Raw genomic sequence first — 20,262 nt, 5'->3', positions numbered from 1 at the left:
TTTATGAAACGACACTTTTTCACACTTTCGGTTATATCAATTCTACTTCTGGCAATACTCCATCCGTACAATACTGTTTGCGCCGGACAGGATACGCTGGAAAAGATCAGACAGACCGGCGTATTAACATGGGGTTTTGATGCGGATGGGGGGGCTCCTTATGTATTTCCAGATCAAAGGCATCCGAAAAAATATATCGGCTTTGAAGTAGAAATTGCAGAAGCAATTGCAAAAGAACTTGGGATAAAACTAAATTACTTTCAGAATGAATGGGATAGCATCCTCATGTCTCTCCAACGCGGCGATTTCGATATTGCATTGAATGGTATCGAAATTACACCCGAACGACAGCACTCCGTGCTATTCTCACGTCCATATTTTGTCTTTAGCGAACAAATTGTTGTCCGTGCCTCTGACTTCAAAATCAATACATTTGAAGATCTTCACGGTAAACGGGTAGGAACACTGTACAATACCGTTGCAAAACAAATGCTTGAAAAAATGGGGGACGTGACCATAAAGATATACAGCGGACAGGTAGAACCATTTAAGGATTTACTGGATAACCGCCTGGATGCCGTTTTTGTGGACTTACCTGTTGCTTCCTATTACGCCAAGCCAAATCCCCAATTGAGATTGGTAGGGGGACCGGTAGGGGAGGGATATTATGGCATTGCCTTACGGAAAGAAGATGCTGCGTTAGTGGAAGAACTAAACCGTGTCATTGAAAAACTTTTAAGGACGGGTGAAATAAAAAAAATATGCCGGAAATGGGGACTCTGGAATGCGGCGCAGGAAAAACTTTATTTGCATGAGGGATTATTGCAAAAATATGCTGAAAATCCGCCATCACCTGAAGAGCGAATTCCTTTAATAGTAACTACCTTCGTACCAACGTTATTAAAAGGGGCGTTAGTTACCATTGGCATTTCGGTTTTATCTATGATGCTTGCCGTTTCATTAGGAATTGTATTGGCAGTCATGCGTTTGTACGGCAATACATGGATTAAAAAAATTTCTACCGTATATATAGAAGTATATCGCGGAACACCCCTCCTGATACAACTCTACATTTTATATTACGGGCTTCCCAACATCGGTATCACCATGTCGGCATTCGCCGCAGCCATTTTAGGGCTGGGGATGAATTATGCGGCGTATGAAGCGGAAGTTTACCGAGCGGGCATACAGGCAATCCCGAAAGGCCAAACAGAGGCGGCCTTTTCATTGGGCATGTCGGGGCGGTTAACATTTGAAAAGATTATTTTCCCTCAAGCATTGAGGATTACATTGCCTCCGATTACGAACGATTTTATATCGTTATTTAAAGATTCTTCTTTGGTTTCGGTAATTGCGTTAGTAGAGCTTACTAAAAGTTATAGCATACTTGCGGCATCTTCTATGAAATTCTTTCAACTGGGGATTATTACCGCTTTGTTGTACTTTGGGATGAGTTATCCGCTTTCTCTTTACTCCAGAAGACTGGAGAAAAGGCTAAACGTCTTTTGAAACTGTAGGGGAGAAGCATTTGCGTTTTCGGGCATGAACGCATGTATGCCAGTTATCACAAATGCTTCGCCCATACATCAGCACTATTTTAAATGATTAAAATTCGTGACCTTACAAAACAATACGACCACGAGCCTCTTTTCACAGGTTTTCATCTTGATATTGCAAAAGGGGATATTGTCTCAATCATAGGCCCTTCGGGAAGCGGGAAAAGCACTCTATTACGTTGTATCAACGGACTTGAATGTTTTCAAAAGGGAAAAATTTCCGTTGACGAGCTTACCATATACGGCACGCTCGAACCTGATTACCGCTATAAAAAAAACAATGGTGTAGTAGAAGATATACGCAGAAAAATCGGAATGGTTTTTCAACAGTTTAATCTCTTCCCGCATATGACCGTTTTGCATAATGTAATGGTTGCGTCTGTACATGTTTTGGGGATTAACCATCCTGAAGCCGAATCGAGGGCGATGGGCATGCTTCAGAGGGTTTGTATGGAAAAAAAAGCAAAGAGCTACCCAGGCCAGTTATCGGGTGGAGAGCAGCAGCGCGTTGCAATTGCGCGCGCCCTTACCATGAAACCTGAAGCAATGCTTTTTGATGAACCTACATCCTCGTTAGACCCCGAAATGACAGATGATGTCCTTGCAGTCATAAGGGAATTGGTATCGGAAGGAATGACAACGGTTATTGCGACTCATGAAATGCATTTTGCAAAAAGCATTTCCCGGCAGGTAATTTTTTTGGAAAAAGGGAAGATTGTCGAGTCCGGAAGCCCTGAAATGGTTTTTTGTAATCCTCAAAATATTCGTACGAGAGAATTCCTCAGCCATTTTACCGTATGATCTTTTGTAATAGTTCCGCTTACCGTTTATTTATTTTTTCTGCATTCTTGGCTCCCTCGGCGGTAAACTAATATGATTTTTTTAGGTAAAATGCGGCCTTTTTAAAATGTTGAAACATTTTCAGTAAATTTATTGTTTTACATAATCGTTGGTGGGTCTATTTGGAGAAAGGCTCATCGTTTATTGTAATTTTTATACATGTCAAGTTCGAGAAAGGAGCAAATTTGTGAAGCGTATTGGATTAATTTGCGGAGTATTGGCGATTGTATTTACTTTAGTTACCTATAATGCGGTAAATACGACACTTGCATCAAGTTGTTGCGGAACGAAACAGGCAACCGCCGAGGAAATTACTAATGCAAAGTGTGCTGTTTGTGGTAAAGCAAATGAAGCGGGAAAAGCAGTCATTGTAAAATGCGAGGAAAAATCAATTACGCTTTGTTGCGAGGGGTGTGCGGCCGCATTTAAAAAGGACCCATGCAAATATTGCAATGATGAAAAATGCGAAAAGAGGAAAGAGCAACATTGATTAGGTTTTTAAAAAACTTCAATAAATAAGTCTGATAGTATTTTGCATATTAACCCTGACAGGGGTTCCAAACCCTGTCAGGGTTTTTTTATGTAATGTTTGCCCTGTATCAATTTAATAAATCAAAAACTGCAAACCTTGTTTGTTCAATCCTGTATTTCATAACTTTGAATTTTTAAATCAGGATTGAGAGCAGTAAATGTTTTTTCAATTGTTTCATATAGTTTTTTTGTGTATGCCTTCGTATCATCGACCTCTTTACCCTCGGTTTGGTAAGTTATTTTTGTAAAATATTTTGTCAATCCCAGGTCAGAGGCGTCTGTTATTCCAAAATTCCAACCTATATCAACCGGTTCAATGCCAAATTCATTAAATTTATCTAATAATTTGTTCTTCATCTGTACGGGAATATTATCCTGATCCCTCAATGATATGCTAAATACAACCTTTTTTTTCACATGTCCCTCCATAAAAAAACCATTTTCCCAGTAAAATGTAAACGTCATTAGTCAGACGCATCCGTATTAAGTTACGATTGCCCGTCCAGTGATTATTAAAACCAGATTACAGACTGTAGTATAGTAACCGTAGTGCATCAGTAAATCAAGATCCGGCAACGTATATTATAAATAATACCTTTGGCGATAACTATGCAATACCTATGTAATATAATCTATTATATACTCAAGAAGTTCACAAAATGTGATTTCACAAATGCTATAACTATTTATGTCAACAAAAGTTAAATTTAATTTAGAAATCTCTAACAGAATAATTGCATCAACTATTACATCGTTTCGTTAAGACGAAGCAATCTCTTGTTTCCAAAAGACTTAAGATTGCTTCGCTGTCGCTCACAATGACGGTATCAATGTAGATATTTTAATAAAACGCTATACTAGTTTTCATCTTTTTCCATACCGTGGAAATATAATAAGTTATGATCATATATGCATTAGGGGATAAAATATTTATTGAATATTAATAGCAAATATGAGATATTACTTCCTGTATGTGTGTATCTTTCGTATTGGCATGCTATTACGTAAAATAGATATTAATTTTTACTTTGGAGGATGATTTATGTCGGCAATATTAAAAGAAAACGTTTTGCAGGAAAAAAGTAGGAAGAATGGCAGTAAAGGTAAAGTAGAAAAGATTATGGATACTATCATTAAAAAACCAACTACAAAAACTGTTGTAAAAGAAGTTACAGAAAAAGAACAAGACTCCGTACCTAAAAGCACTGTAATTAGAAAATATATATTTAGTAATGAAATATTAATCGAAGGTGAAAACATTGACGACCTTAATGATTTGAGAGCTATTATAGACAAGGAGTTTAAACCTTCAAACGAAATTGAGTCGTTTTTCGCTGACAGGATAGTTTCTAGTATATGGCGGATGAAAAGATGTCTAAATATAGAGAAGCAGATTATTGAACATGCCTCTTCCGGTATTCAGGAATATGAACAGGGATTTTTCACATCTAAGAAGAGAACAAAAAATGAATTGCAACAATTAAAGGCATTAAAAATTATTGAAGAAAAAGATAAGATGAGCGAAATAATGAAATATGAATCATCTCTGGAAAGGCAATTCTATCTTGCATTGCGTGAATTGCGCAAAGCAAAAAGGATAGACACAAAACAGACAACCAAAACACAGAAAAAGACAAAGTAAGTGGAATTTGTTTAAATAGGTGCGAATATGCCATAAGAACGTAGTTTCGACTTAAATCCATTATAAACACAACATAATATACATTATCAGACGTTGTAATTTTGTGGTGATATATCTTTCTATTCTTACAGCCACTTACTGTTTTATAAATATGGATGTTAGATAATGCCCCTTTTTTAATCTGTTCTGGGGTATTTTCCAGATGTGCAAGAAGTATGTCCATGCCATAGACCTTTTCCCACCAAACACATTTTTCCCCATACTACAAGTGAACGATATGCATGCGCACATTCATTAATTATATAACCTTTATCATCTATTATTGTTGCGCATACACTGCTATTTTCTCTTAGAAATTCGTATTTTAATCCCTTTAATGCACTGTGTAGATAAAAAGCGTTTTTTGTTTTATCAAAACCATAGCTCAAGGTGACGATGTAGGGCTCGTTTTTCCTGCACATTGCTATAGTGATGTATTTCCCCTTCTTTATAATATCGAGTATTTCATCAAACTCCTTTATTTCTCGTTCTTTCTTTTGTAAATGATATCGGCGCATAATTAATATAGGGACACTTCCCTTAAAAAATGTCATTGCGAGGAGTGGAGCGACGAAGCAATCTCTTGTTCCCAAAAGACTTAAGATTGCTTCGCTGTCGCTCACAATGACGGTATCAATGTAGATATTTTGTAACTATTCAGCGAAAATAATTTAGAATTTACTTGACAGCAGAAATGTTATAAAAAAGCAATTTACTTGGTAGTGTTTGTATATGTTTGTAAAGGCGTTAAAAACAGGCAACAAGATGCCGTGCATAGAGACGTGTGTGGGGTCTTTGTTCAGTGATAGAATTTCGAGTTCCAATCTCTGACTCTGTTTTGCCTTTTTTACAAGGCATTTACAAGATCTTCTTTTAATACCACCTTTATTTTAGGCTTTTTGATTTCCAGTATAAGCTCAATAACCTCTTTTATATTATGAATGGCCTCCTCTATTGTTTTCCCCTGAGTAAAACAATTTGAGTGTTCCTTGCACTGTGCAATGTAAAACTTTTCCCCCTTGGCTATGGTAACGGTAAATGTTTGCATTGGTATACCTATTTTTTAGTTAAGTGGTATATTCCTGTGTTGTTATTCTTGCTATGAGAATATCTTGATCCCCCGAATCGTATAAAATAAGGGCAGGCATTTTAGAAATGTCCTGCAAGTCAGTATGGGGAAATCTCACAAGAATAATTTCGCCAAAGTTATAGGTTGTCATATATGGCATCCTTTTCCGAGTAACCTTTCAGAAACTGTGACATCGCAAAGTTATTCCACGCTGTTTCCTCATCATCAAGCAAAAGCATGATTCTTACCTTTGAATCAGGTTTCAGTTTATCCTTAAGACCTTTTGGAATAGACAAATGCCCATCAGGCAAAACCTCTGCATAATATTCATAAGCTTTCATGTTTTACACTCCTTAAATTTGATGATTAAAATAACATTTTCCCGCTCCGCAAATTGGCAATTATTCGCTCAATGCGTTTTTCTGCTCTTTGTCGTAAAAGACTAATGCAATCCAATACCTCGTTTTTTAAATGATTAAGCTGTGTGCATGTCAAGAATTCTTCTTCTTGATTCAGGATGGAGTTATGAAGAAGTAGCAGAGGCGCTCTTGTTAGACGATCAAACAATCAGGAATTACGAAAAACTATACAAAGATAAAGGTTCTGACGGGCTTTTATCTGACAATTATGTTGGCTGTGTACCAAAACTCACCTGCGAACAAAAGGTGGAGTAGGACAAGGTGAAATCCAGCGACAACCATTTGCGATATTTTACAAACGTTAAGAGTTGGGTTGGGTTGGGTTTCGCTTTGCTTTCTCTTCGAGTCGTACATCATCCAACCTGGTTTAATATTTAAGATGCGACCCCAAGTCTCCTCCTATTTCTACTCCAACTAATCTCGATTGAACCTTTGGAGATAACTGCTTTACTTTCACATAGGTAACTTTTCCTCCTCCGGCCTCGATCTCTTTTGCCATAGTGAGATTAAATTTTTTAAGCTCAGGGTCGAATTCTGGCAGAAATATAATTACTTTTTCTTCTGTTAAAAGTTCATCCATCTCAGGATGGTCTAAAATATATTTACTAAACTCTGTGCTTAATCCAGAGTTCCTCATAAAAAAATCCTTACTTTTTCCCTTCATACTCTGTACCTCCTAAGAAGGTTTGTTTATACAGTTTCCAATTCGATTTAATATCGTACTCAGCAAAAGTCAATGCCTCATTATAATCTTTGACAAATATAGGTGTTTTTTGCTTATTATAGTCAAACAAATCAGATTTTCGAAATTTGCTCGCCAATAATTTGAAAATTTTCAGTTAAAAGAGTAGACAATTCATCTGTATACTCGTTAATATTTTTGAAAAAACTTAAACATTTGTTTTTAAACTTCTCATAAGTATCATAATACTTGTTATACAATATTTTTTTGCGAAAGAATTTCCATAATCTTTCAATGAGATTTAAATTGGGTGAATAGGAAGGGAGAAATTTGATCTTTATTCTCGAATTTGCAAGGTATTCTTTGACCAACTTAGACCTGTAATATTTAGCATTATCAGAGATTATGTAAATAGTACCGGCTTGAGCATACCTTGACTCTATTTCATGGAAAAGCTTTATTGTTGATTGAGCATTGATGCTTTCATCTTCCCGGATTGTTACTTCAAAGGTTTCTATGTCAATAGCCCCGTTTAAATTTATTCTTTTCCTGCCGGTATTAGAGGGTATTTCCTTCTTTTTGCCTTTCTCTATCCAGCAATATGCAGACGTAGAATTGTGCTGTGGATGAACTCCATCCATAAAAAGTATCTTATCTCCAGGGGCTTTCTCTTCTTTGAGTTGTTTGTAGTTTTCGATAAATTCTTTTTGTTTTTCAGGGTTTGCTTTGCCTGGAACTATTGTAGTTTTCTTGTAAGTAAAGCCTAATCTATCGAGGGTATGTACCATTCCTTCGGGTGTATAGATTTTATTGAATGTCTGTTTTACATATTCAACAATTTCTTTTGCCGCGCTATAGTTGTTTTTCCTGATATGATCTTTTAATTGTTCTTCTTGTTCGCAAGTGAGTTTTGGCATACAGCCAACATAATTGTCAGATAAAAGCCCGTCGAAACCTTTATCTTTGTATAGTTTTTCGTAATTCCTGATTGTTTGATCGTCTAACAAGAGCGCTTCTGCTACTTCTTCATAACTCCATCCTGAATCAAGAAGAAGTATAGCTTTGATTCGGTCGGCATGACGTCTATGAGGCTCTTTCTTATGTGCTTTTTTAAATTCTATTCGGGTTTTTTCACTGAGAAATGGATTCATGCAGAATTTAATACTCTAGAAACAATTCAAATGCAAGAAAAAAACAGATTTTTATAAAAATAAATGCTTTTTACTATACCTTCTTTGTCTAATAAATCGCGATGGGCGAAACCGTGTTCTGTATCATATCTCACCACAGGCAGCCACTTGCCTTAAAATTTGGTTTCGTATTGTACAGCAAAACGGATAACTTGTCTTTTGAATCTAATATGACAATGACGATATCTGTCTTCCGACGTTAACATTACGATAAATTTTATCTCTTTGATACTGGTCATGTCTACCCCAGATTCATCTTTTTATCATTTTACCACAAGCAATTTTCTTAATACGTATATCCGATATACATTTTTTGTTAAATAAGTCGTGTTGAGTTGAGTTGAGCGAAGCGAAACCCAACGATTCAAATTATTCAGGCCAACCTGCGAAACTCGTTACATCAAAAAGAAAGTCCCAGTTTCACTGCCGTTCGCGACATTTAACCGTTGGGTTTTGTGCCTCAAGCCCAACCTTGCTGGGTACGCCAATAATAGAGATTTGACCCCTCAGGTCATCTTCTCCTTTAACTCCAATTGACATACCTTAAATGATTGAAATTTATTGTATCAATATTTTTTACCTGCATAAAACTAACAAGTGGCCAATCATCTGACAAAACAAGGTATTCCCCTTTCACTAAATTTATAATACCAGAATCCGTAAGACCGTACTTTTTAAAATGTTCTAATTTACTGATATGGCGACTGGGAGTATAATATTCATCTAACAGTTCAATATGTTTAGCAAATTCTAACTTAAATATCTCTGGTAGCTTTCCACACAAATTGCTTACCTCCGTCAAAATGTTAGGGGTAGTAACTACCTTTTTAAAATACTTAATAAAGGACTCTAATAGTTCAAAATCTTCGATGTTATATTTTTGCGTTCTTTTAAAACATTGAATGGTCGATTGATTATATGTGCCGACAAAAAATAATATAAGGAGATTTGAATCTATCAGCACGCCTTTATTACGATATTTATTAAAAATTTTTATATAATCCATAAATTCAAAACTCCTGAAATGTATTTTTCAGTAAAAAACATCCAAGTCTAACAATTATAGTTAGATATGTGATAGACAGAAAGAAGTCGTTTCCTTGCTGATTGGAAAATGATGTGATCCCTATTTTCATAAAAAAGGAGTATTGTCCGCCGAATCTGCTTGTGTGGTGCATACATACAGGAAAATAAGCAACATGGATACGTGTGAGCGACTGCACTTCTTGCAATTTGGCATCAAACAGAATTCCACGGATCAGAAGTTCTGAATTTGGTCAGGTTTTCTAATTTGCATTGATAAGACTTTGCCTGATTCAACATCTATCTTGAAACGCTTATATTCTCTCCCTGTCTTTCTAAGAGGAAGTGTGACAGAAAAAGGTTTGTCTATATCGTAACCAAGTGTTATATACCAATATTTACCATCTCCCGAGACCTCTACCTCTTCAAGGGTTAAATTACTATACTTATTTTCAAATAAAGTCGTGAAATATTCTATAGCTAATTTGCTGGCTTGTTTTACATCTATCATTTGAGACTCCTTTTACCAAAAGATTCTTATAAAAGTAAATTATAGGTACACATCCCTAAAAAATATGGGATGTGTACCCTAATTCCCCTCAGTTTTGCCCCCCAGTCCTGTGTTGCAGGTTTATCTTATTTTTTAAAAGTATCCTCGGCATCGGGTAAAAACGTTATTTTATGCATAGTTCTTCCCAGAGGAATTTCCAGTCTTTTCCTTTTCCCTGCATATCATCCTGTCTTGCTTTGCGCATTCTTTTTCTTTATACACCTTCAGAATTAAAACCATCTGCAATCAGAATTCCGCCGTCCGAAATCCTGTCTGCCTGACGGAATACCCTGTTATTTTACCGTAGTTTCTTTTGTTTTCAGCCTTTTCGGTATGTGCTTTATGCCAAGGAGTCCGTCAATTGACAGATCTTCGTCAATAAGCGGCCAATGTATGCCGTACCCGGTAGGGCATATCTCGAAGTATTCTCGCTCTTTCTGTGTTGCTTTTTTCAGCCGTTGCGATATCTCGGCTATCTTAAACGAATGTTGTTTTCCGTCTATCTTCATACGAATTTCATCTGCGGTGATTTCAAGGTTTTCCACTATATGAGCTTTTTCCATTACCATTTCCTTTCTTCAAATTTCTCCCATTGCTCAACGATGTAGTCGAAATGTTCAAAAATAATTTTACGCACGATTCGTTTGTCTTTATTATTCATATTATAACTATGCGCCTCTTCGATTTCAAAAAGCTCTTTATCAAGCCAGTATTTGCATCTTTTCTCTGATTTCTGGCAATGCACATGAATAGACTCATTGCTTTCGTTTGCAAAAAAGTAAATCCTCCAACCATTTATGTATAAGATTGTGGGCATTGATTTTATTCTCCTAATCTGAGGAAGACAGAAAATACAAGAATACCGGGTTTTAAATTTCCTGTGATTCTTGCTTTCTCTTCGAGTTGTGCCTCAATCCAACCTGGCTTAATATTTAAGATGCGACCCCAAGTCTCCCCTAAGTCTTTCCTCATATTATCATTTAAAACCAATTTTTCTTACAGTATCTTTTTCTCCTTCAGAGAAAATTTCAAAGTCTTTTTCATAATCTTCTTTAATTTTGTTGAATATAAATTCATAAAATTTTTCAAAATCCTCTGGACTATTCCCATTAATCTCAAATTTTTCCTCAAAAGTATTAATTTTGACAATAAAACGTTCATTAATTTTCTTAAGAAGGATGTGAATTGTTACTATTTCGCGTGGTGTTATTATCTCATGCGATTCATATAAGGTGAGCCCAATCCGAAAATGCCAGAAGGTATCGTCCTCTAAAGTCATTACACCTCTTAGCGATTGAAAAGAATCATTATCAGGTATAACTTGGTCTTTGGGAGAAAAGTACTTTATTTGTTCTTTAGGACATTCAAAATGATCAATCATCCCATTGACTAATTTTTCAGCAAAATTAACACACTCGTTTTTATAATCGAAATATTTTTTTCTTGATAGGCGATATGAATTACACAGTTCTTCAAATTTTGTCATTTTAGACTCCTTTGATTTTATTAATATATGCGCTATATAACGTCATTGATATATTATTCAACTTTAAACTCCGGAGAATCCCAAATAACTTCCATTTCTTTAAATTTATTTCCAGTTCTCTTAATTGCTTCTTTTGCCCCATATTGAGCAAAAAAACCGGCTAATTCTCCAATTTTTGTTGCAGGCAACGCTGTTATGTCCTGTTCATCACTTGAGGTGAGATACAACCTTGTAGGTTTCTTGCCAATTCTTTTTTCAAATTCTTTTTTTTTGATTACTATTCGAATTAATATATCTAGCTCCATATTCTTATCTTCCATTACATCTCTAAGGCATCCCTCAAAAACTGCTACATCAGGACGTTTCTTATAATCAATCATCTTGAGCCAGATCTTATAGCATTTTTGCAAAATCAAATTGCCTTGTTCATTTACCATTTCTGACGTCAAAGAAAAATCACTATCTATTCCGATTTCATATATCTCTCTACCGTATGGTGTTAAAAGGTTATTTTTGTTTAACCATTCCATAATGATTTTAAAATGAGTTTTTGCAGAGTCCAGATCAGTACAATTTTTGCCCTCTGGATAATGCCATTTTACTTTGTCATAAACTTTTATTTTTTTCATTTTAAGCCCTCCGCCAAATTTCGGTTTTTATATTTGATGGAAATATTATTAGTTCACCTGTTTCAGGCAATCTTATATAATTCCCTCCTTGTTCACGAATTCGTTCTTCTTTTGCTAATTGCATTTCCTTTGGAGCTTTTTCAGATGTAACTTCGATAGACTTCATGATTTCTCTATCTGTTCCTATCAAGAAATCAATTCTCCTTGCTTCTCTTGAAACCGTATCCCTGACGATTTTACCTTCTTTATCGCATAGATAGCGTTCTGGGAAAATTTTGTAACCATCTTTTTCAGGATAATTTTCTTTTAATTCACTAAAAACATTTTTCTCTCTGAAATCTCCCATTTCGTAATTAATCTCAACTTGCGTTTTGTATTCTTTGAGTCTTTGAGAAAATGCCTCATCTTGTGCCTCTAAAGACTCCAGAGAATTGTTTTTAATAATATCCAATTGCTCGCTGAGTACAGACTCTTTTAAACCTGTTTCTGTAGCCTCCTTTGGAATTTCTCTAACCGCCATTTCTTTGGCAGCATGTGCCATAGCACTTGCTGAAATAGGTTCCATCATTAATTGGTCCTCCGATTTTATTATTGCATTACATGATATAGAATCGCATTACATATTGAATTATCTACTATAAGAAAATAGTCTTTTATAATCCTCTCCAAGACGAAACTATCAAAATGATTTAGTTTTTTGTCAATATGATATTTGCGTACCAATTTTGTAATAATTTCACAAATACCTTCTTTCGTATTTTTTACATTCCAATAATTGGCTATTAACTCTTTTAGCCTTTCTAACGAGTCATGTTTTTCCTCTTTAATTAATTCTTTTGCAATACTTATCAGCCCCGTTGGAAACTTCCATCCAATACAGTAAACTCCACGTGAAAATATTTCAGTGATTTGATGGACGATAAAATGTTGTATTGTATCTGTACCAAAATAGTTGATATAGTTGTTCTCCACACAAAGCTTTTTTAATTCACCTTGAACTTTCGCAAGAAGATGATTAAATTCATCATCGTTTAAAGTAAGAAGAGAATTTAAAAATTTAAAAACAATTTCTTTACCCGCCTTACCAACGCAAGACTTAAAGTCATTTAATTCCAGATAAATATCTTGCGGTAATAACTGTTTATTCTGTGCTAAACTTTTCACATTTTCATTACTTACTTGCCATGAATCATCTGAATAATTAATTTCTACCTCAATGGGTTTGTCCATTCCTTCTTTGTGACATAAGGCATGTCCTGTCTTTAATGAACCTAAATAAAGTGCATCTTCATCCGATTGGTTCAATGAACCTGCCAGTAATGTTTGATCGTCTTTTGAAACCAACCGGTGGACTATTTTAGTGTTAGTGTTTTTTATAACATCAGGCGCTATTTTTGTAGGTATTTGTTCTACAACAATAACTCCCTGGCCCAGAGCGCGCATTTCCGCTATGACATTGCAAAATGTTTCAACAGCTTTGCCTTTTGGGTTGCCAACCATTTCCATTTGGCGTTCAGTGTTTACATTCTTTAATAATCTATGCGCCTCCTCTATAATCAACAGATGTTCCAGCCCTCTTTTTTTAACAATTGGACTTGTGGCAGGATTTGTTAATTGTCTGTATTCAGTGATAAATACCAGCATTAGCCCAACTAAAAATGCCTTATCATCGTCATCGGACAATGGTTCTAACTCAAAAATTGCGGGGTACGCAAGCAGGTTTTGAATATTCGGAGGCATTAATGTATTAAACATGACACCCTTAGCGCCTACACAAAGGCTCTCCAATCGCGTAATAATGGCAGCTTGTATATTATCTTTCAACTCCCCTCTGTACTTTGATTCGCTCACATAAAGCTCAACTTCTTCTTTCAGGTCATTTAACGTGGGAAAACAAAATTTTGCCTCATCATGTTTATATAATGAAACGTTTTCTTTGTTTCTTAAAGGCTCTCCTTCTTTAAATAGAAAGGGATGAGTGCCTTTCGTTAAATTCCATCCCTTCTTTTGATAAATAGTGTGTAAACATTTTTCTACAATATGAGGCATAGGACCATACATTGAAAAGCTTGCATTAAAAATGGCTTTCAAGTAGTCAATATGGGTAGTTGGAGAGACACCAGGGATTATATAAAATGGATTAAATTGAATAGGAGAAACTGTCGTATCTCCGATGGTATATATTCTGAGGATATTTTTAAATTTTCTATTTCTTAGGAGTTGTCGGTAATCTCTTTTCGCGGATTCAAGAAGTAAAAAGGGCACGTCAATATTTTTAATTAATTGCCTTGCCGTGTTTGATTTTCCACTACCAGTTAATCCACAAATAAATATGTGTTTGGAAAAGTCTTTCTGTGTGATATTAAATGATGAGGCAGGTATTGGTTTCCCAAAGTCACATATTTTGCCAATTTCAATATGCTGTTGTGCAGTATCTAGTTGTGTATCTGTCATGCTAAGATTTGGAATCCTTCTTATCTCATAGCCAGGCAGTGATTCAATGGGCGGAGAAGCAATTTGTGCCAGTTCTTCGCTTGTAATATAGGAACACAAACTTTTTGGGAATATCTGACTGATATTGTCAACCTTTGGTATTAAGAGAATCTTGTTTTTGTCAATAGAGGCAAAGATAGATTGTGCAGGGAAATTTTCATCTGTTGGTTTTCCCAATTCCCCCAAAAAGCTGCCTGCCAGCTTGTCTCTCCCTTCTGTAGTTGCAGTAGCAAATGTAATTGACGTTTCCCAGAAACCTACATTCATACCTTTTTTTAGCCTTTTTAGGTAATTATCTGATATTTGTTCTAACTCTTTTGCCATACCATCTTGAATTTCTTTATTCAACGTTTGTCCCCAGTGTTCTTCAAAACTTTTTCCAGTTTGTTCGCATCCTGATTTTTGTTTGCTATAACTATAAATTAAACCTGCCCAAAAACCTTCTTCATTATGTGTACTATCCTTGTTGCGCAAAACCTTTACGCTCTCAACAATCTTCGCAATTAAACCTTCAGCAAGTGTTTTACTTTCTGTTATCGTCTCAGACTTTTGCTCGCCTCTACTTCCTCCACCTTCCGAACCTTTCGTTTGAACAGCAAATTGGTGGCAAACATCTCTTGCCTTTAATACATTTAAAAACTGTTGGGATAATTCATCTGGTAAAATAGGCTTTGAAATAATTGCCAGAACAAATTCTTCGCCATAGAGACTACGAATTACAGAGGAGATATTGAAATGTTGCTTTTCATCCTCAATTTTTATGGTAGGGATTCCAGAAATGATACCGCCATATTTTTTATCCGAAATCATATCAGGAAGGTTTATTGTTCGGTCTAGCTTTGTTTTTGAGCCTGGAATGACGCCTTCTACTATACTTTGGAAAACTTCTGGTTTTGTAGTATTTATTCCACTATGGGTGTTGAGTTGGAAACCAATATATACCTGTAATTTGTCTTTTTCTCCCTTGAACACTGTTATGACGCTATTTTGTGATTTGTAGGATGCTGCCAGAATATTGAGAAATCGTTTCCTGATTAATTCCGGTATGTCTTCTCTATTGTTTGCTATTGTAATTTCATAGATTGGAAAGAAATAGATTCCGCCCAAAAAAGGTGTTTCTTCCAATTTGTTATTAATTGTGCTATCAATCGATAGTGGTGACCAAGGAAGTATATTTTCAAACAAACTTTCAATTTCCTTAACCGTTTCTTTATTTTTTACGATTGTTTCTTCCGTCATTGATCTATCCCCCCAAAACCTTCGTTTTTGCAAAACATCTCGAATTCACTAAAAAATTTGTTTGTTAAATGATCAAATTCTTCTATCAACTGTTTCTTCGTTGCACTGAGAAATGATTCAATGTCTTTTTCAAATTGTTCCCGTGCCTTTGGCAGCATTCTTTTGTAAGCAATACCTGCTGTTGTGCCAGATAGTGCGAGGGCAACAATTCCTGCAATTACCTTTGGCCAAAGACCCGAAAAAATAAAGAATGCAATTAAACCACCCGCTAATAATGTACTACCCCCGGTAATACAACTGCCCAGAACCCTTGGGTCATGAGAACAAATTAAATTATCTGACTTGAATTGAAATGATCTCTCAATCATTTCTTTAAAACCCTTTTTATAAAAATTATTTCTTGTGTCTATAGGCGCTTTTTTAAGGTAGGTTGCGGCATCATCCAGGAGTAAATTCCGTAGTGTATCAAGAAGTGCATTCGTTCTTGATGCAATCATACCAGACAAACCATCAACGATTTGATTTTTCACCTCGTCAATGCTGTAATTGCCATTAAGATTGTACCTTCTTTTAATATCTGCTTGAAGTTCCGTAAAGGCATTATCAACTACCGAATAAATTTTTTGAGTCCCCGTTTTTAAAATCATTTTAAGGTTTCTCCTTTCCCTGATATGATAGATATTTGATTTTTTACTTCTTTCAGTTTCCCTTTTTCTTCACCTTCTTTATCACTTCCTATATCTTCTAACTTTTTTTTTAATTTCTTAATATCTTTTATATGTCGATCATTCGTTTTGCTTTCTTCTAATAGTTCGTTTAGGCTTTTTTTTCTTTCTTCAATAAGGTTGTCAGTCTCTCTTATAACTGATTCGCAATATTTATTGACAATAGGCTTAATATGCTCCTTTTGTAAATTGTCTACTCGTTTCCAATTTTCATCTTTTAATTCTTTTTTTAATTTTTCCAAATATTTTGCATTATTGAATACCTTAATAGTACCAGTTTTAACTTTCTCAAAGTATTCTCTTGTGTGTCGATAAACCCATAAAGTATACCATTTTCTTTCTAACTGTGTCTTTTTCTCATCTTTATAATCATCTCTTTCATCGTAAGAACTTTCCATTGCAGCGGTTTTTAACGTATTTACATTAACGGTTGGAATGGTAATATCATATTTCTCTTTAAATTCGACTTTTTTCTCATTGAAGTAATTTAATACTTCATCAGATATTTCTTCTACCACTTTATCTGTCACTGTCCGTATCATGTTTTCTATATTTTCACACTCTTTGAAAATTTTATCCTCGGAATCCTGTAATAAAATATTGTCTACAGATTCTTTAATTTTTTTGATGTTATCCATATATAAGGCTTGTTCTCCGCCGTATTTATATCCCAATTTTCGTACAAATTCCCCTTTATCATATTCGTATTCTTTAAGGGCATCCATTAGCTCTTTGATTTTTATTTCCAATTTTTGAGGCTCTTCTATTTTCATTCCTTTAAGTTTTATATTTTCTTTTAATATTTCACTTTGAGATTTGTAGCCTTCTTTAATACTTTCTAAAATCTCTTGTAATTGTTGGAGTGGAGCTTGGGTAGAAAACTTTTCAATGATTTCCTCCATTTTGTCAAAATTTGACATCTTTTTTAACTCATCTGAATATTGTTTTTTGTTTTCTTTAAAGGGAATACTTTCAAGGATTTTCAATTTATTATTTATTACAACAATTTTTTCCCTTAATTCTTTTTTTGTATCATTGCTGGCTTTATTTAACTGTTCAGATAGTTCAGTCTTCTGTTTTTTATAAGTATCAATTAATTCGTCTGGAGTTTTATATTTTTCTAATTCAAATTGCAATAATCTGCATAGGCTATCAACACCAATGATTTTTTCTTCAGATATTTCAGATATGTCTTCTCTGATTTCATCTTTTTTTAAATCAAGCTCGTCTTTATCTTGTGCTTTAGTAAAGACCAGAAACAGTGTTTCCTTTGGTCTGTCAGGAATTACTTCTCTGTAAAATTCACGAAAAGATGTGTGTTCTGCCGGTGTTTCAAGCGACCGGACAAATATTATTGCATTCGCTCTATAAATGGATTCCCTGGTTCTTCTTTGTATTCCACCTCTTGCATTTACCCCAGGGCTATCTACTACTACCAAATCGCTGAAAGAGTACTGCAATGGATATACAAAATGGATTTCCACAGGTATTTTTGACTTATCTTTGTATTCTTCTATATAACTTTTTATAAGGCTTTCCTTTCCTGTTAAGGAGGAATATTCCCCTTCTCTTTCTAATGCTTCTATTGGTATCTCTGCTATGTCATTAAGTAAATAGCCATCAATAACAGTAGTCGGTATATCCCTGTATTTTGTGTCCACAGCAGCGATCTTTTTAAGCTCATTATTAAGGTCTTCTTTGTTTTCCGATTCAAAAATAGTTTCTACGTTTTTACCTTCATTATCTTTATTACCCCAGACAACCTTAATATACTTTCTTCCGTTTTCGTCTTCTTTGGGTTTTTCAATTTCAATAATTGCCTTTGTATTTTGCAAGACACCGCTTGGTAACACTTCTTCTTTCAGTAAGGCATTTATAAACGTTGATTTGCCCGCCTTTACTTCACCAACAACGGCTAAAATATATTTGCTATCTTCTAAATTTTTTTTCATTGCATGGAAACCAACGTCTTTAGTCTCCGGCCGATCTTTCAAATAAATATCTGCCAAATCTAAAACTGCCTGTTTTTTCTGCTCATAATGTTCTAGCGTGAGTTTATCACGAAATAAGGTGTAAGACAAAGACATCAAGTTGCAATCCAATGATTTGTATCGGGTTGCGACTTTTTTTGTCTAAAAAATTATGTATACACTGAATAATACTATATTTATATTGCATTATATGCCTGTATATACTATTATACACGGAGTATTAATCTATTACGTATACACTAACAACTAATAGCCATGGCTACCATTCAATCTAAAAACTCCAGAGGTTATAAATATTGGTATATTGTCGAATCGCGGCGCGTTAACGGCAAGCCCAGGCCCATCGTCCTGGCCTATCTTGGCAAGGCAGACGATTTATTAAAACAACTGCAAGGTCTTACCGAAAAATTACGGCTCAAATCTTATTCACATGGCGCGGTAGCCGCATTGCTAAGTGTGGCCAATGCCCTGGACGTCCCTTCCGTGATTAATAAATATATAAAGTCGCCACGGCAGTATTGTGCTAAAAAACCTGTTCGAAATAATCTGACCGCCGGAAGTACCCTCTTGTTGGGTGCCGTGGGGAGAGTGTGTGTGCCTACCAGCAAAAGAGGATGGTGGGATTGGGCAAAGACGACTACTGCCGAATACTTACTCAGACACAGCTTGAGTAAAATAGACAGTCAGCATTTCTGGGATTTGATGGATGCACTTCCTGAAGAATCCATTGCAGAAATCGAGCGCGAATTAATTGAAAAGACATTTAAAACATACAACCTTCAAAGCGACACACTGTTTTTTGATACAACCAATTTTTTCACGTATATCGACACAACTAATCTGCGATGCACTATTGCCCGGCGGGGGAAAAACAAACAAAAGCGATACGATCTCAGGCAGGTCGGGTTGGCGATGGTCGTTACACGTAACGACATGATACCGTTGTTTCACCATACCTATCAGGGGAACATGGCGGATGCAAAGGTGTTCAGCGCGGTTCTTGAGACGATAAAAGACAGGATGACCGGATTAGGTTTCGACAGCAAAAAGCACACTATTGTTTTTGATCGTGGAAACAATTCCATGGACAATATGGCTATTGTAGAGAGATTGGCATTGCATTACGTTGGAGCGCTTACACCGTATCATCACAAGCAGTTGGTAGGGGATGCCATGTGTAATTTCAGGGAATATGACGTTGACGGCAGTAAGATACAGGTGTACCATGACAAACGGGTTATTTGGGGGCAGGAAAGAACCGTTGTCGTATTTATTTCCGAGAAATTAAAGGTTGGGCAATTAAGGGGAATGTCTCAGTCTCTGGAAAAGGCAGAACATCAGTTAAAGCTCTTACAGCAGCATCTGTGTAATCCAAAGGGAAAGATGCGGGACAAAGAGGGTCTGGAGGATACGATAAGAAGTGTAGTGAAATGTCAATTTGCGAAGGATGTTATCGATTGGTCGTTAAAAGAGGTATCTGAAGGCAAGTTTCAATTGAATTTTTCAATCGACCAGAAAAAGCTCGAAGAAATAGAAGGGGAACTGGGGTTCAGGATTCTTATGACAGACCATCACGATTGGGATACCGCGGACATTATAAAAGCCTACTATGGGCAATCAAAAATTGAACATGCCTTTAGAAATCTCAAGAACCCCTATCACCTTGCTTTAAAACCGCAATTTCACTGGACGGATCAGAAAATCAGGGTGCATTTTTTTATTTGCGTCCTCGGATACCTAATGGCGGCGATTGTGTGGTATCAGGCAAAAGCGCACGCACAATTTAGTGGAACGTTAGATACCCTGTTAGACACCCTTAATAATATAAGGCTTTCTGCTATGCTTGAAGAAACAAAGGCCAGAGGGAGAGTTAAGGCTACCTACAAATTGGAAGAAATGTCCGACAAGGAATCTCTGTTGATGAATGCGTTAGGCATTATGGATTTCCACAAACATCGGCTGAAACTTCAAGGACTCAGTGTATACAATTGATGTTGTGCTTAACGCATTGACTGTATTTATGTTACGTTGCTTCATGCCTTATTTTGTGATAAACTCACGCTAGCATTTATTAACTCCTCGTATTTACCTAAATTAACCTTGCATTTGCCTTTTACTTGTGGTAGTTGCAATTCAGCGATACAACCAGAAACATAGT

Annotated in this window: 25 protein-coding genes; 6 read left to right on the top strand and 19 right to left on the bottom strand. The window is 35.7% G+C overall.

The window, feature by feature from the left end; genetic code table 11:
• Nucleotides 1-3: 3 nt before the first annotated feature.
• The 3 genes from KSMBR1_RS18640 (at nt 4) to KSMBR1_RS18630 (ending at nt 2,886) form a co-directional block, all read left to right on the top strand.
• Complete coding sequence (locus tag KSMBR1_RS18640; RefSeq protein WP_099326658.1) at nt 4-1,509, top strand: ABC transporter substrate-binding protein/permease; 1,506 nt, start codon at nt 4-6, stop codon at nt 1,507-1,509.
• A gap of 92 nt (nt 1,510-1,601) precedes the next feature.
• Nucleotides 1,602-2,357, top strand: a complete 756-nt coding sequence (locus tag KSMBR1_RS18635) for an amino acid ABC transporter ATP-binding protein (RefSeq protein WP_099326657.1) — start codon at nt 1,602-1,604, stop codon at nt 2,355-2,357.
• Between the two features lie 226 nt (nt 2,358-2,583).
• Nucleotides 2,584-2,886, top strand: coding sequence for a hypothetical protein (locus tag KSMBR1_RS18630; RefSeq protein ID WP_099326656.1), 303 nt, complete (start codon nt 2,584-2,586; stop codon nt 2,884-2,886).
• Nucleotides 2,887-3,032: 146 nt separating this feature from the next.
• Here KSMBR1_RS18630 and KSMBR1_RS18625 read toward each other — a convergent pair whose 3' ends face one another.
• A complete protein-coding gene (locus tag KSMBR1_RS18625; protein WP_157820725.1) occupies nt 3,033-3,344 on the bottom strand; it encodes a hypothetical protein in 312 nt (103 codons plus the stop codon).
• 625 nt (nt 3,345-3,969) lie between these two features.
• On the opposite strand from KSMBR1_RS18625, the gene KSMBR1_RS22150 reads away from it, so the two are divergent.
• Entirely contained in the window at nt 3,970-4,569 is a 600-nt protein-coding gene (locus KSMBR1_RS22150) for a hypothetical protein (RefSeq protein WP_169703022.1), read from the top strand.
• A gap of 176 nt (nt 4,570-4,745) precedes the next feature.
• Here KSMBR1_RS22150 and KSMBR1_RS22145 read toward each other — a convergent pair whose 3' ends face one another.
• From KSMBR1_RS22145 to KSMBR1_RS18610, 4 genes are all read right to left on the bottom strand, one after another.
• Complete coding sequence (locus tag KSMBR1_RS22145) at nt 4,746-5,231, bottom strand: pyridoxamine 5'-phosphate oxidase family protein (RefSeq protein ID WP_197705252.1); 486 nt, start codon at nt 5,229-5,231, stop codon at nt 4,746-4,748.
• 224 nt (nt 5,232-5,455) lie between these two features.
• Nucleotides 5,456-5,656 carry a type II toxin-antitoxin system HicB family antitoxin gene (locus KSMBR1_RS18615; protein ID WP_099326654.1) on the bottom strand — a complete coding sequence of 67 codons (201 nt, stop codon included), beginning with the start codon at nt 5,654-5,656 and terminating at the stop codon, nt 5,456-5,458.
• 19 nt (nt 5,657-5,675) lie between these two features.
• Nucleotides 5,676-5,828 (bottom strand): hypothetical protein, encoded by a 153-nt coding sequence (locus tag KSMBR1_RS21705; protein WP_172953499.1) that lies wholly within the window; start codon nt 5,826-5,828, stop codon nt 5,676-5,678.
• Nucleotides 5,815-6,018: a hypothetical protein gene (locus tag KSMBR1_RS18610; protein WP_099326653.1), complete on the bottom strand. Its 204-nt coding sequence runs from the start codon at nt 6,016-6,018 to the stop codon at nt 5,815-5,817. The genes KSMBR1_RS21705 and KSMBR1_RS18610 overlap by 14 nt, the downstream gene beginning before the upstream one ends.
• 147 nt (nt 6,019-6,165) lie before the next feature.
• Here KSMBR1_RS18610 and KSMBR1_RS18605 point away from each other — a divergent pair, with 147 nt between their 5' ends.
• Nucleotides 6,166-6,351 carry a helix-turn-helix domain-containing protein gene (locus KSMBR1_RS18605; protein WP_099326652.1) on the top strand — a complete coding sequence of 62 codons (186 nt, stop codon included), beginning with the start codon at nt 6,166-6,168 and terminating at the stop codon, nt 6,349-6,351.
• Between the two features lie 112 nt (nt 6,352-6,463).
• On the opposite strand, the gene KSMBR1_RS18600 is transcribed toward KSMBR1_RS18605, so the two are convergent.
• From KSMBR1_RS18600 to KSMBR1_RS18545, 14 genes are all read right to left on the bottom strand, one after another.
• Nucleotides 6,464-6,760 (bottom strand): DUF5647 family protein, encoded by a 297-nt coding sequence (locus KSMBR1_RS18600; protein ID WP_099326651.1) that lies wholly within the window; start codon nt 6,758-6,760, stop codon nt 6,464-6,466.
• Nucleotides 6,744-6,890: a DUF7718 family protein gene (locus tag KSMBR1_RS23730; RefSeq protein ID WP_420886534.1), complete on the bottom strand. Its 147-nt coding sequence runs from the start codon at nt 6,888-6,890 to the stop codon at nt 6,744-6,746. Before KSMBR1_RS23730 ends, KSMBR1_RS18600 begins: the two co-directional genes overlap by 17 nt.
• A gap of 1 nt (nt 6,891) precedes the next feature.
• Nucleotides 6,892-7,929, bottom strand: coding sequence for an IS630 family transposase (locus tag KSMBR1_RS18595; protein ID WP_099326120.1), 1,038 nt, complete (start codon nt 7,927-7,929; stop codon nt 6,892-6,894).
• A gap of 26 nt (nt 7,930-7,955) precedes the next feature.
• Nucleotides 7,956-8,072: a DUF7718 family protein gene (locus KSMBR1_RS23725; protein WP_420886571.1), complete on the bottom strand. Its 117-nt coding sequence runs from the start codon at nt 8,070-8,072 to the stop codon at nt 7,956-7,958.
• Between the two features lie 419 nt (nt 8,073-8,491).
• Complete coding sequence (locus KSMBR1_RS18590; RefSeq protein ID WP_099326650.1) at nt 8,492-8,974, bottom strand: PIN domain-containing protein; 483 nt, start codon at nt 8,972-8,974, stop codon at nt 8,492-8,494.
• Between the two features lie 252 nt (nt 8,975-9,226).
• Complete coding sequence (locus KSMBR1_RS18585; protein ID WP_099326649.1) at nt 9,227-9,502, bottom strand: hypothetical protein; 276 nt, start codon at nt 9,500-9,502, stop codon at nt 9,227-9,229.
• A gap of 332 nt (nt 9,503-9,834) precedes the next feature.
• Entirely contained in the window at nt 9,835-10,104 is a 270-nt protein-coding gene (locus KSMBR1_RS18580) for a DUF2442 domain-containing protein (protein WP_099326648.1), read from the bottom strand.
• Nucleotides 10,104-10,358: a DUF4160 domain-containing protein gene (locus KSMBR1_RS18575; RefSeq protein ID WP_099326647.1), complete on the bottom strand. Its 255-nt coding sequence runs from the start codon at nt 10,356-10,358 to the stop codon at nt 10,104-10,106. The genes KSMBR1_RS18580 and KSMBR1_RS18575 overlap by 1 nt, the downstream gene beginning before the upstream one ends.
• 159 nt (nt 10,359-10,517) lie before the next feature.
• On the bottom strand, nt 10,518-11,027 hold the full coding sequence (locus tag KSMBR1_RS18570) for a hypothetical protein (RefSeq protein ID WP_099326646.1): 510 nt from the start codon (nt 11,025-11,027) through the stop codon (nt 10,518-10,520).
• A 53-nt stretch (nt 11,028-11,080) separates the two neighbouring features.
• Complete coding sequence (locus KSMBR1_RS18565; protein WP_099326645.1) at nt 11,081-11,656, bottom strand: hypothetical protein; 576 nt, start codon at nt 11,654-11,656, stop codon at nt 11,081-11,083.
• A gap of 1 nt (nt 11,657) precedes the next feature.
• Nucleotides 11,658-12,224, bottom strand: a complete 567-nt coding sequence (locus KSMBR1_RS18560) for a hypothetical protein (protein WP_099326644.1) — start codon at nt 12,222-12,224, stop codon at nt 11,658-11,660.
• A gap of 20 nt (nt 12,225-12,244) precedes the next feature.
• Nucleotides 12,245-15,388, bottom strand: a complete 3,144-nt coding sequence (locus KSMBR1_RS18555) for an ATP-binding protein (protein WP_099326643.1) — start codon at nt 15,386-15,388, stop codon at nt 12,245-12,247.
• On the bottom strand, nt 15,385-16,035 hold the full coding sequence (locus KSMBR1_RS18550; protein ID WP_099326642.1) for a hypothetical protein: 651 nt from the start codon (nt 16,033-16,035) through the stop codon (nt 15,385-15,387). Before KSMBR1_RS18550 ends, KSMBR1_RS18555 begins: the two co-directional genes overlap by 4 nt.
• A complete protein-coding gene (locus KSMBR1_RS18545) occupies nt 16,032-18,200 on the bottom strand; it encodes a dynamin family protein (protein WP_099326641.1) in 2,169 nt (722 codons plus the stop codon). Before KSMBR1_RS18545 ends, KSMBR1_RS18550 begins: the two co-directional genes overlap by 4 nt.
• Before the next feature lie 159 nt (nt 18,201-18,359).
• On the opposite strand from KSMBR1_RS18545, the gene KSMBR1_RS18540 reads away from it, so the two are divergent.
• A complete protein-coding gene (locus KSMBR1_RS18540; RefSeq protein ID WP_099323573.1) occupies nt 18,360-20,096 on the top strand; it encodes an IS1634 family transposase in 1,737 nt (578 codons plus the stop codon).
• Nucleotides 20,097-20,262 lie beyond the last annotated feature (166 nt).

The organism is Candidatus Kuenenia stuttgartiensis, from assembly GCF_900232105.1.
Classification (GTDB): Bacteria; Planctomycetota; Brocadiia; order Brocadiales; family Brocadiaceae; genus Kuenenia; species Kuenenia stuttgartiensis_A.
This window is presented reverse-complemented; position numbering and strand designations above follow the sequence as displayed.

Coding starts and splice junctions, on each gene's coding strand:
- KSMBR1_RS18640 (WP_099326658.1), top strand. CDS start 4: ATGAAACGACACTTTTTCACACTTTCGGTTATATCAATTCTACTTCTG.
- KSMBR1_RS18635 (WP_099326657.1), top strand. CDS start 1,602: ATGATTAAAATTCGTGACCTTACAAAACAATACGACCACGAGCCTCTT.
- KSMBR1_RS22150 (WP_169703022.1), top strand. CDS start 3,970: ATGTCGGCAATATTAAAAGAAAACGTTTTGCAGGAAAAAAGTAGGAAG.
- KSMBR1_RS18615 (WP_099326654.1), bottom strand. CDS start 5,656: ATGCAAACATTTACCGTTACCATAGCCAAGGGGGAAAAGTTTTACATT.
- KSMBR1_RS21705 (WP_172953499.1), bottom strand. CDS start 5,828: ATGACAACCTATAACTTTGGCGAAATTATTCTTGTGAGATTTCCCCAT.
- KSMBR1_RS18610 (WP_099326653.1), bottom strand. CDS start 6,018: ATGAAAGCTTATGAATATTATGCAGAGGTTTTGCCTGATGGGCATTTG.
- KSMBR1_RS18605 (WP_099326652.1), top strand. CDS start 6,166: ATGTCAAGAATTCTTCTTCTTGATTCAGGATGGAGTTATGAAGAAGTA.
- KSMBR1_RS18600 (WP_099326651.1), bottom strand. CDS start 6,760: ATGAAGGGAAAAAGTAAGGATTTTTTTATGAGGAACTCTGGATTAAGC.
- KSMBR1_RS18595 (WP_099326120.1), bottom strand. CDS start 7,929: ATGAATCCATTTCTCAGTGAAAAAACCCGAATAGAATTTAAAAAAGCA.
- KSMBR1_RS18590 (WP_099326650.1), bottom strand. CDS start 8,974: ATGGATTATATAAAAATTTTTAATAAATATCGTAATAAAGGCGTGCTG.
- KSMBR1_RS18585 (WP_099326649.1), bottom strand. CDS start 9,502: ATGATAGATGTAAAACAAGCCAGCAAATTAGCTATAGAATATTTCACG.
- KSMBR1_RS18580 (WP_099326648.1), bottom strand. CDS start 10,104: ATGGAAAAAGCTCATATAGTGGAAAACCTTGAAATCACCGCAGATGAA.
- KSMBR1_RS18575 (WP_099326647.1), bottom strand. CDS start 10,358: ATGCCCACAATCTTATACATAAATGGTTGGAGGATTTACTTTTTTGCA.
- KSMBR1_RS18570 (WP_099326646.1), bottom strand. CDS start 11,027: ATGACAAAATTTGAAGAACTGTGTAATTCATATCGCCTATCAAGAAAA.
- KSMBR1_RS18565 (WP_099326645.1), bottom strand. CDS start 11,656: ATGAAAAAAATAAAAGTTTATGACAAAGTAAAATGGCATTATCCAGAG.
- KSMBR1_RS18560 (WP_099326644.1), bottom strand. CDS start 12,224: ATGATGGAACCTATTTCAGCAAGTGCTATGGCACATGCTGCCAAAGAA.
- KSMBR1_RS18555 (WP_099326643.1), bottom strand. CDS start 15,388: ATGACGGAAGAAACAATCGTAAAAAATAAAGAAACGGTTAAGGAAATT.
- KSMBR1_RS18550 (WP_099326642.1), bottom strand. CDS start 16,035: ATGATTTTAAAAACGGGGACTCAAAAAATTTATTCGGTAGTTGATAAT.
- KSMBR1_RS18545 (WP_099326641.1), bottom strand. CDS start 18,200: ATGTCTTTGTCTTACACCTTATTTCGTGATAAACTCACGCTAGAACAT.
- KSMBR1_RS18540 (WP_099323573.1), top strand. CDS start 18,360: ATGGCTACCATTCAATCTAAAAACTCCAGAGGTTATAAATATTGGTAT.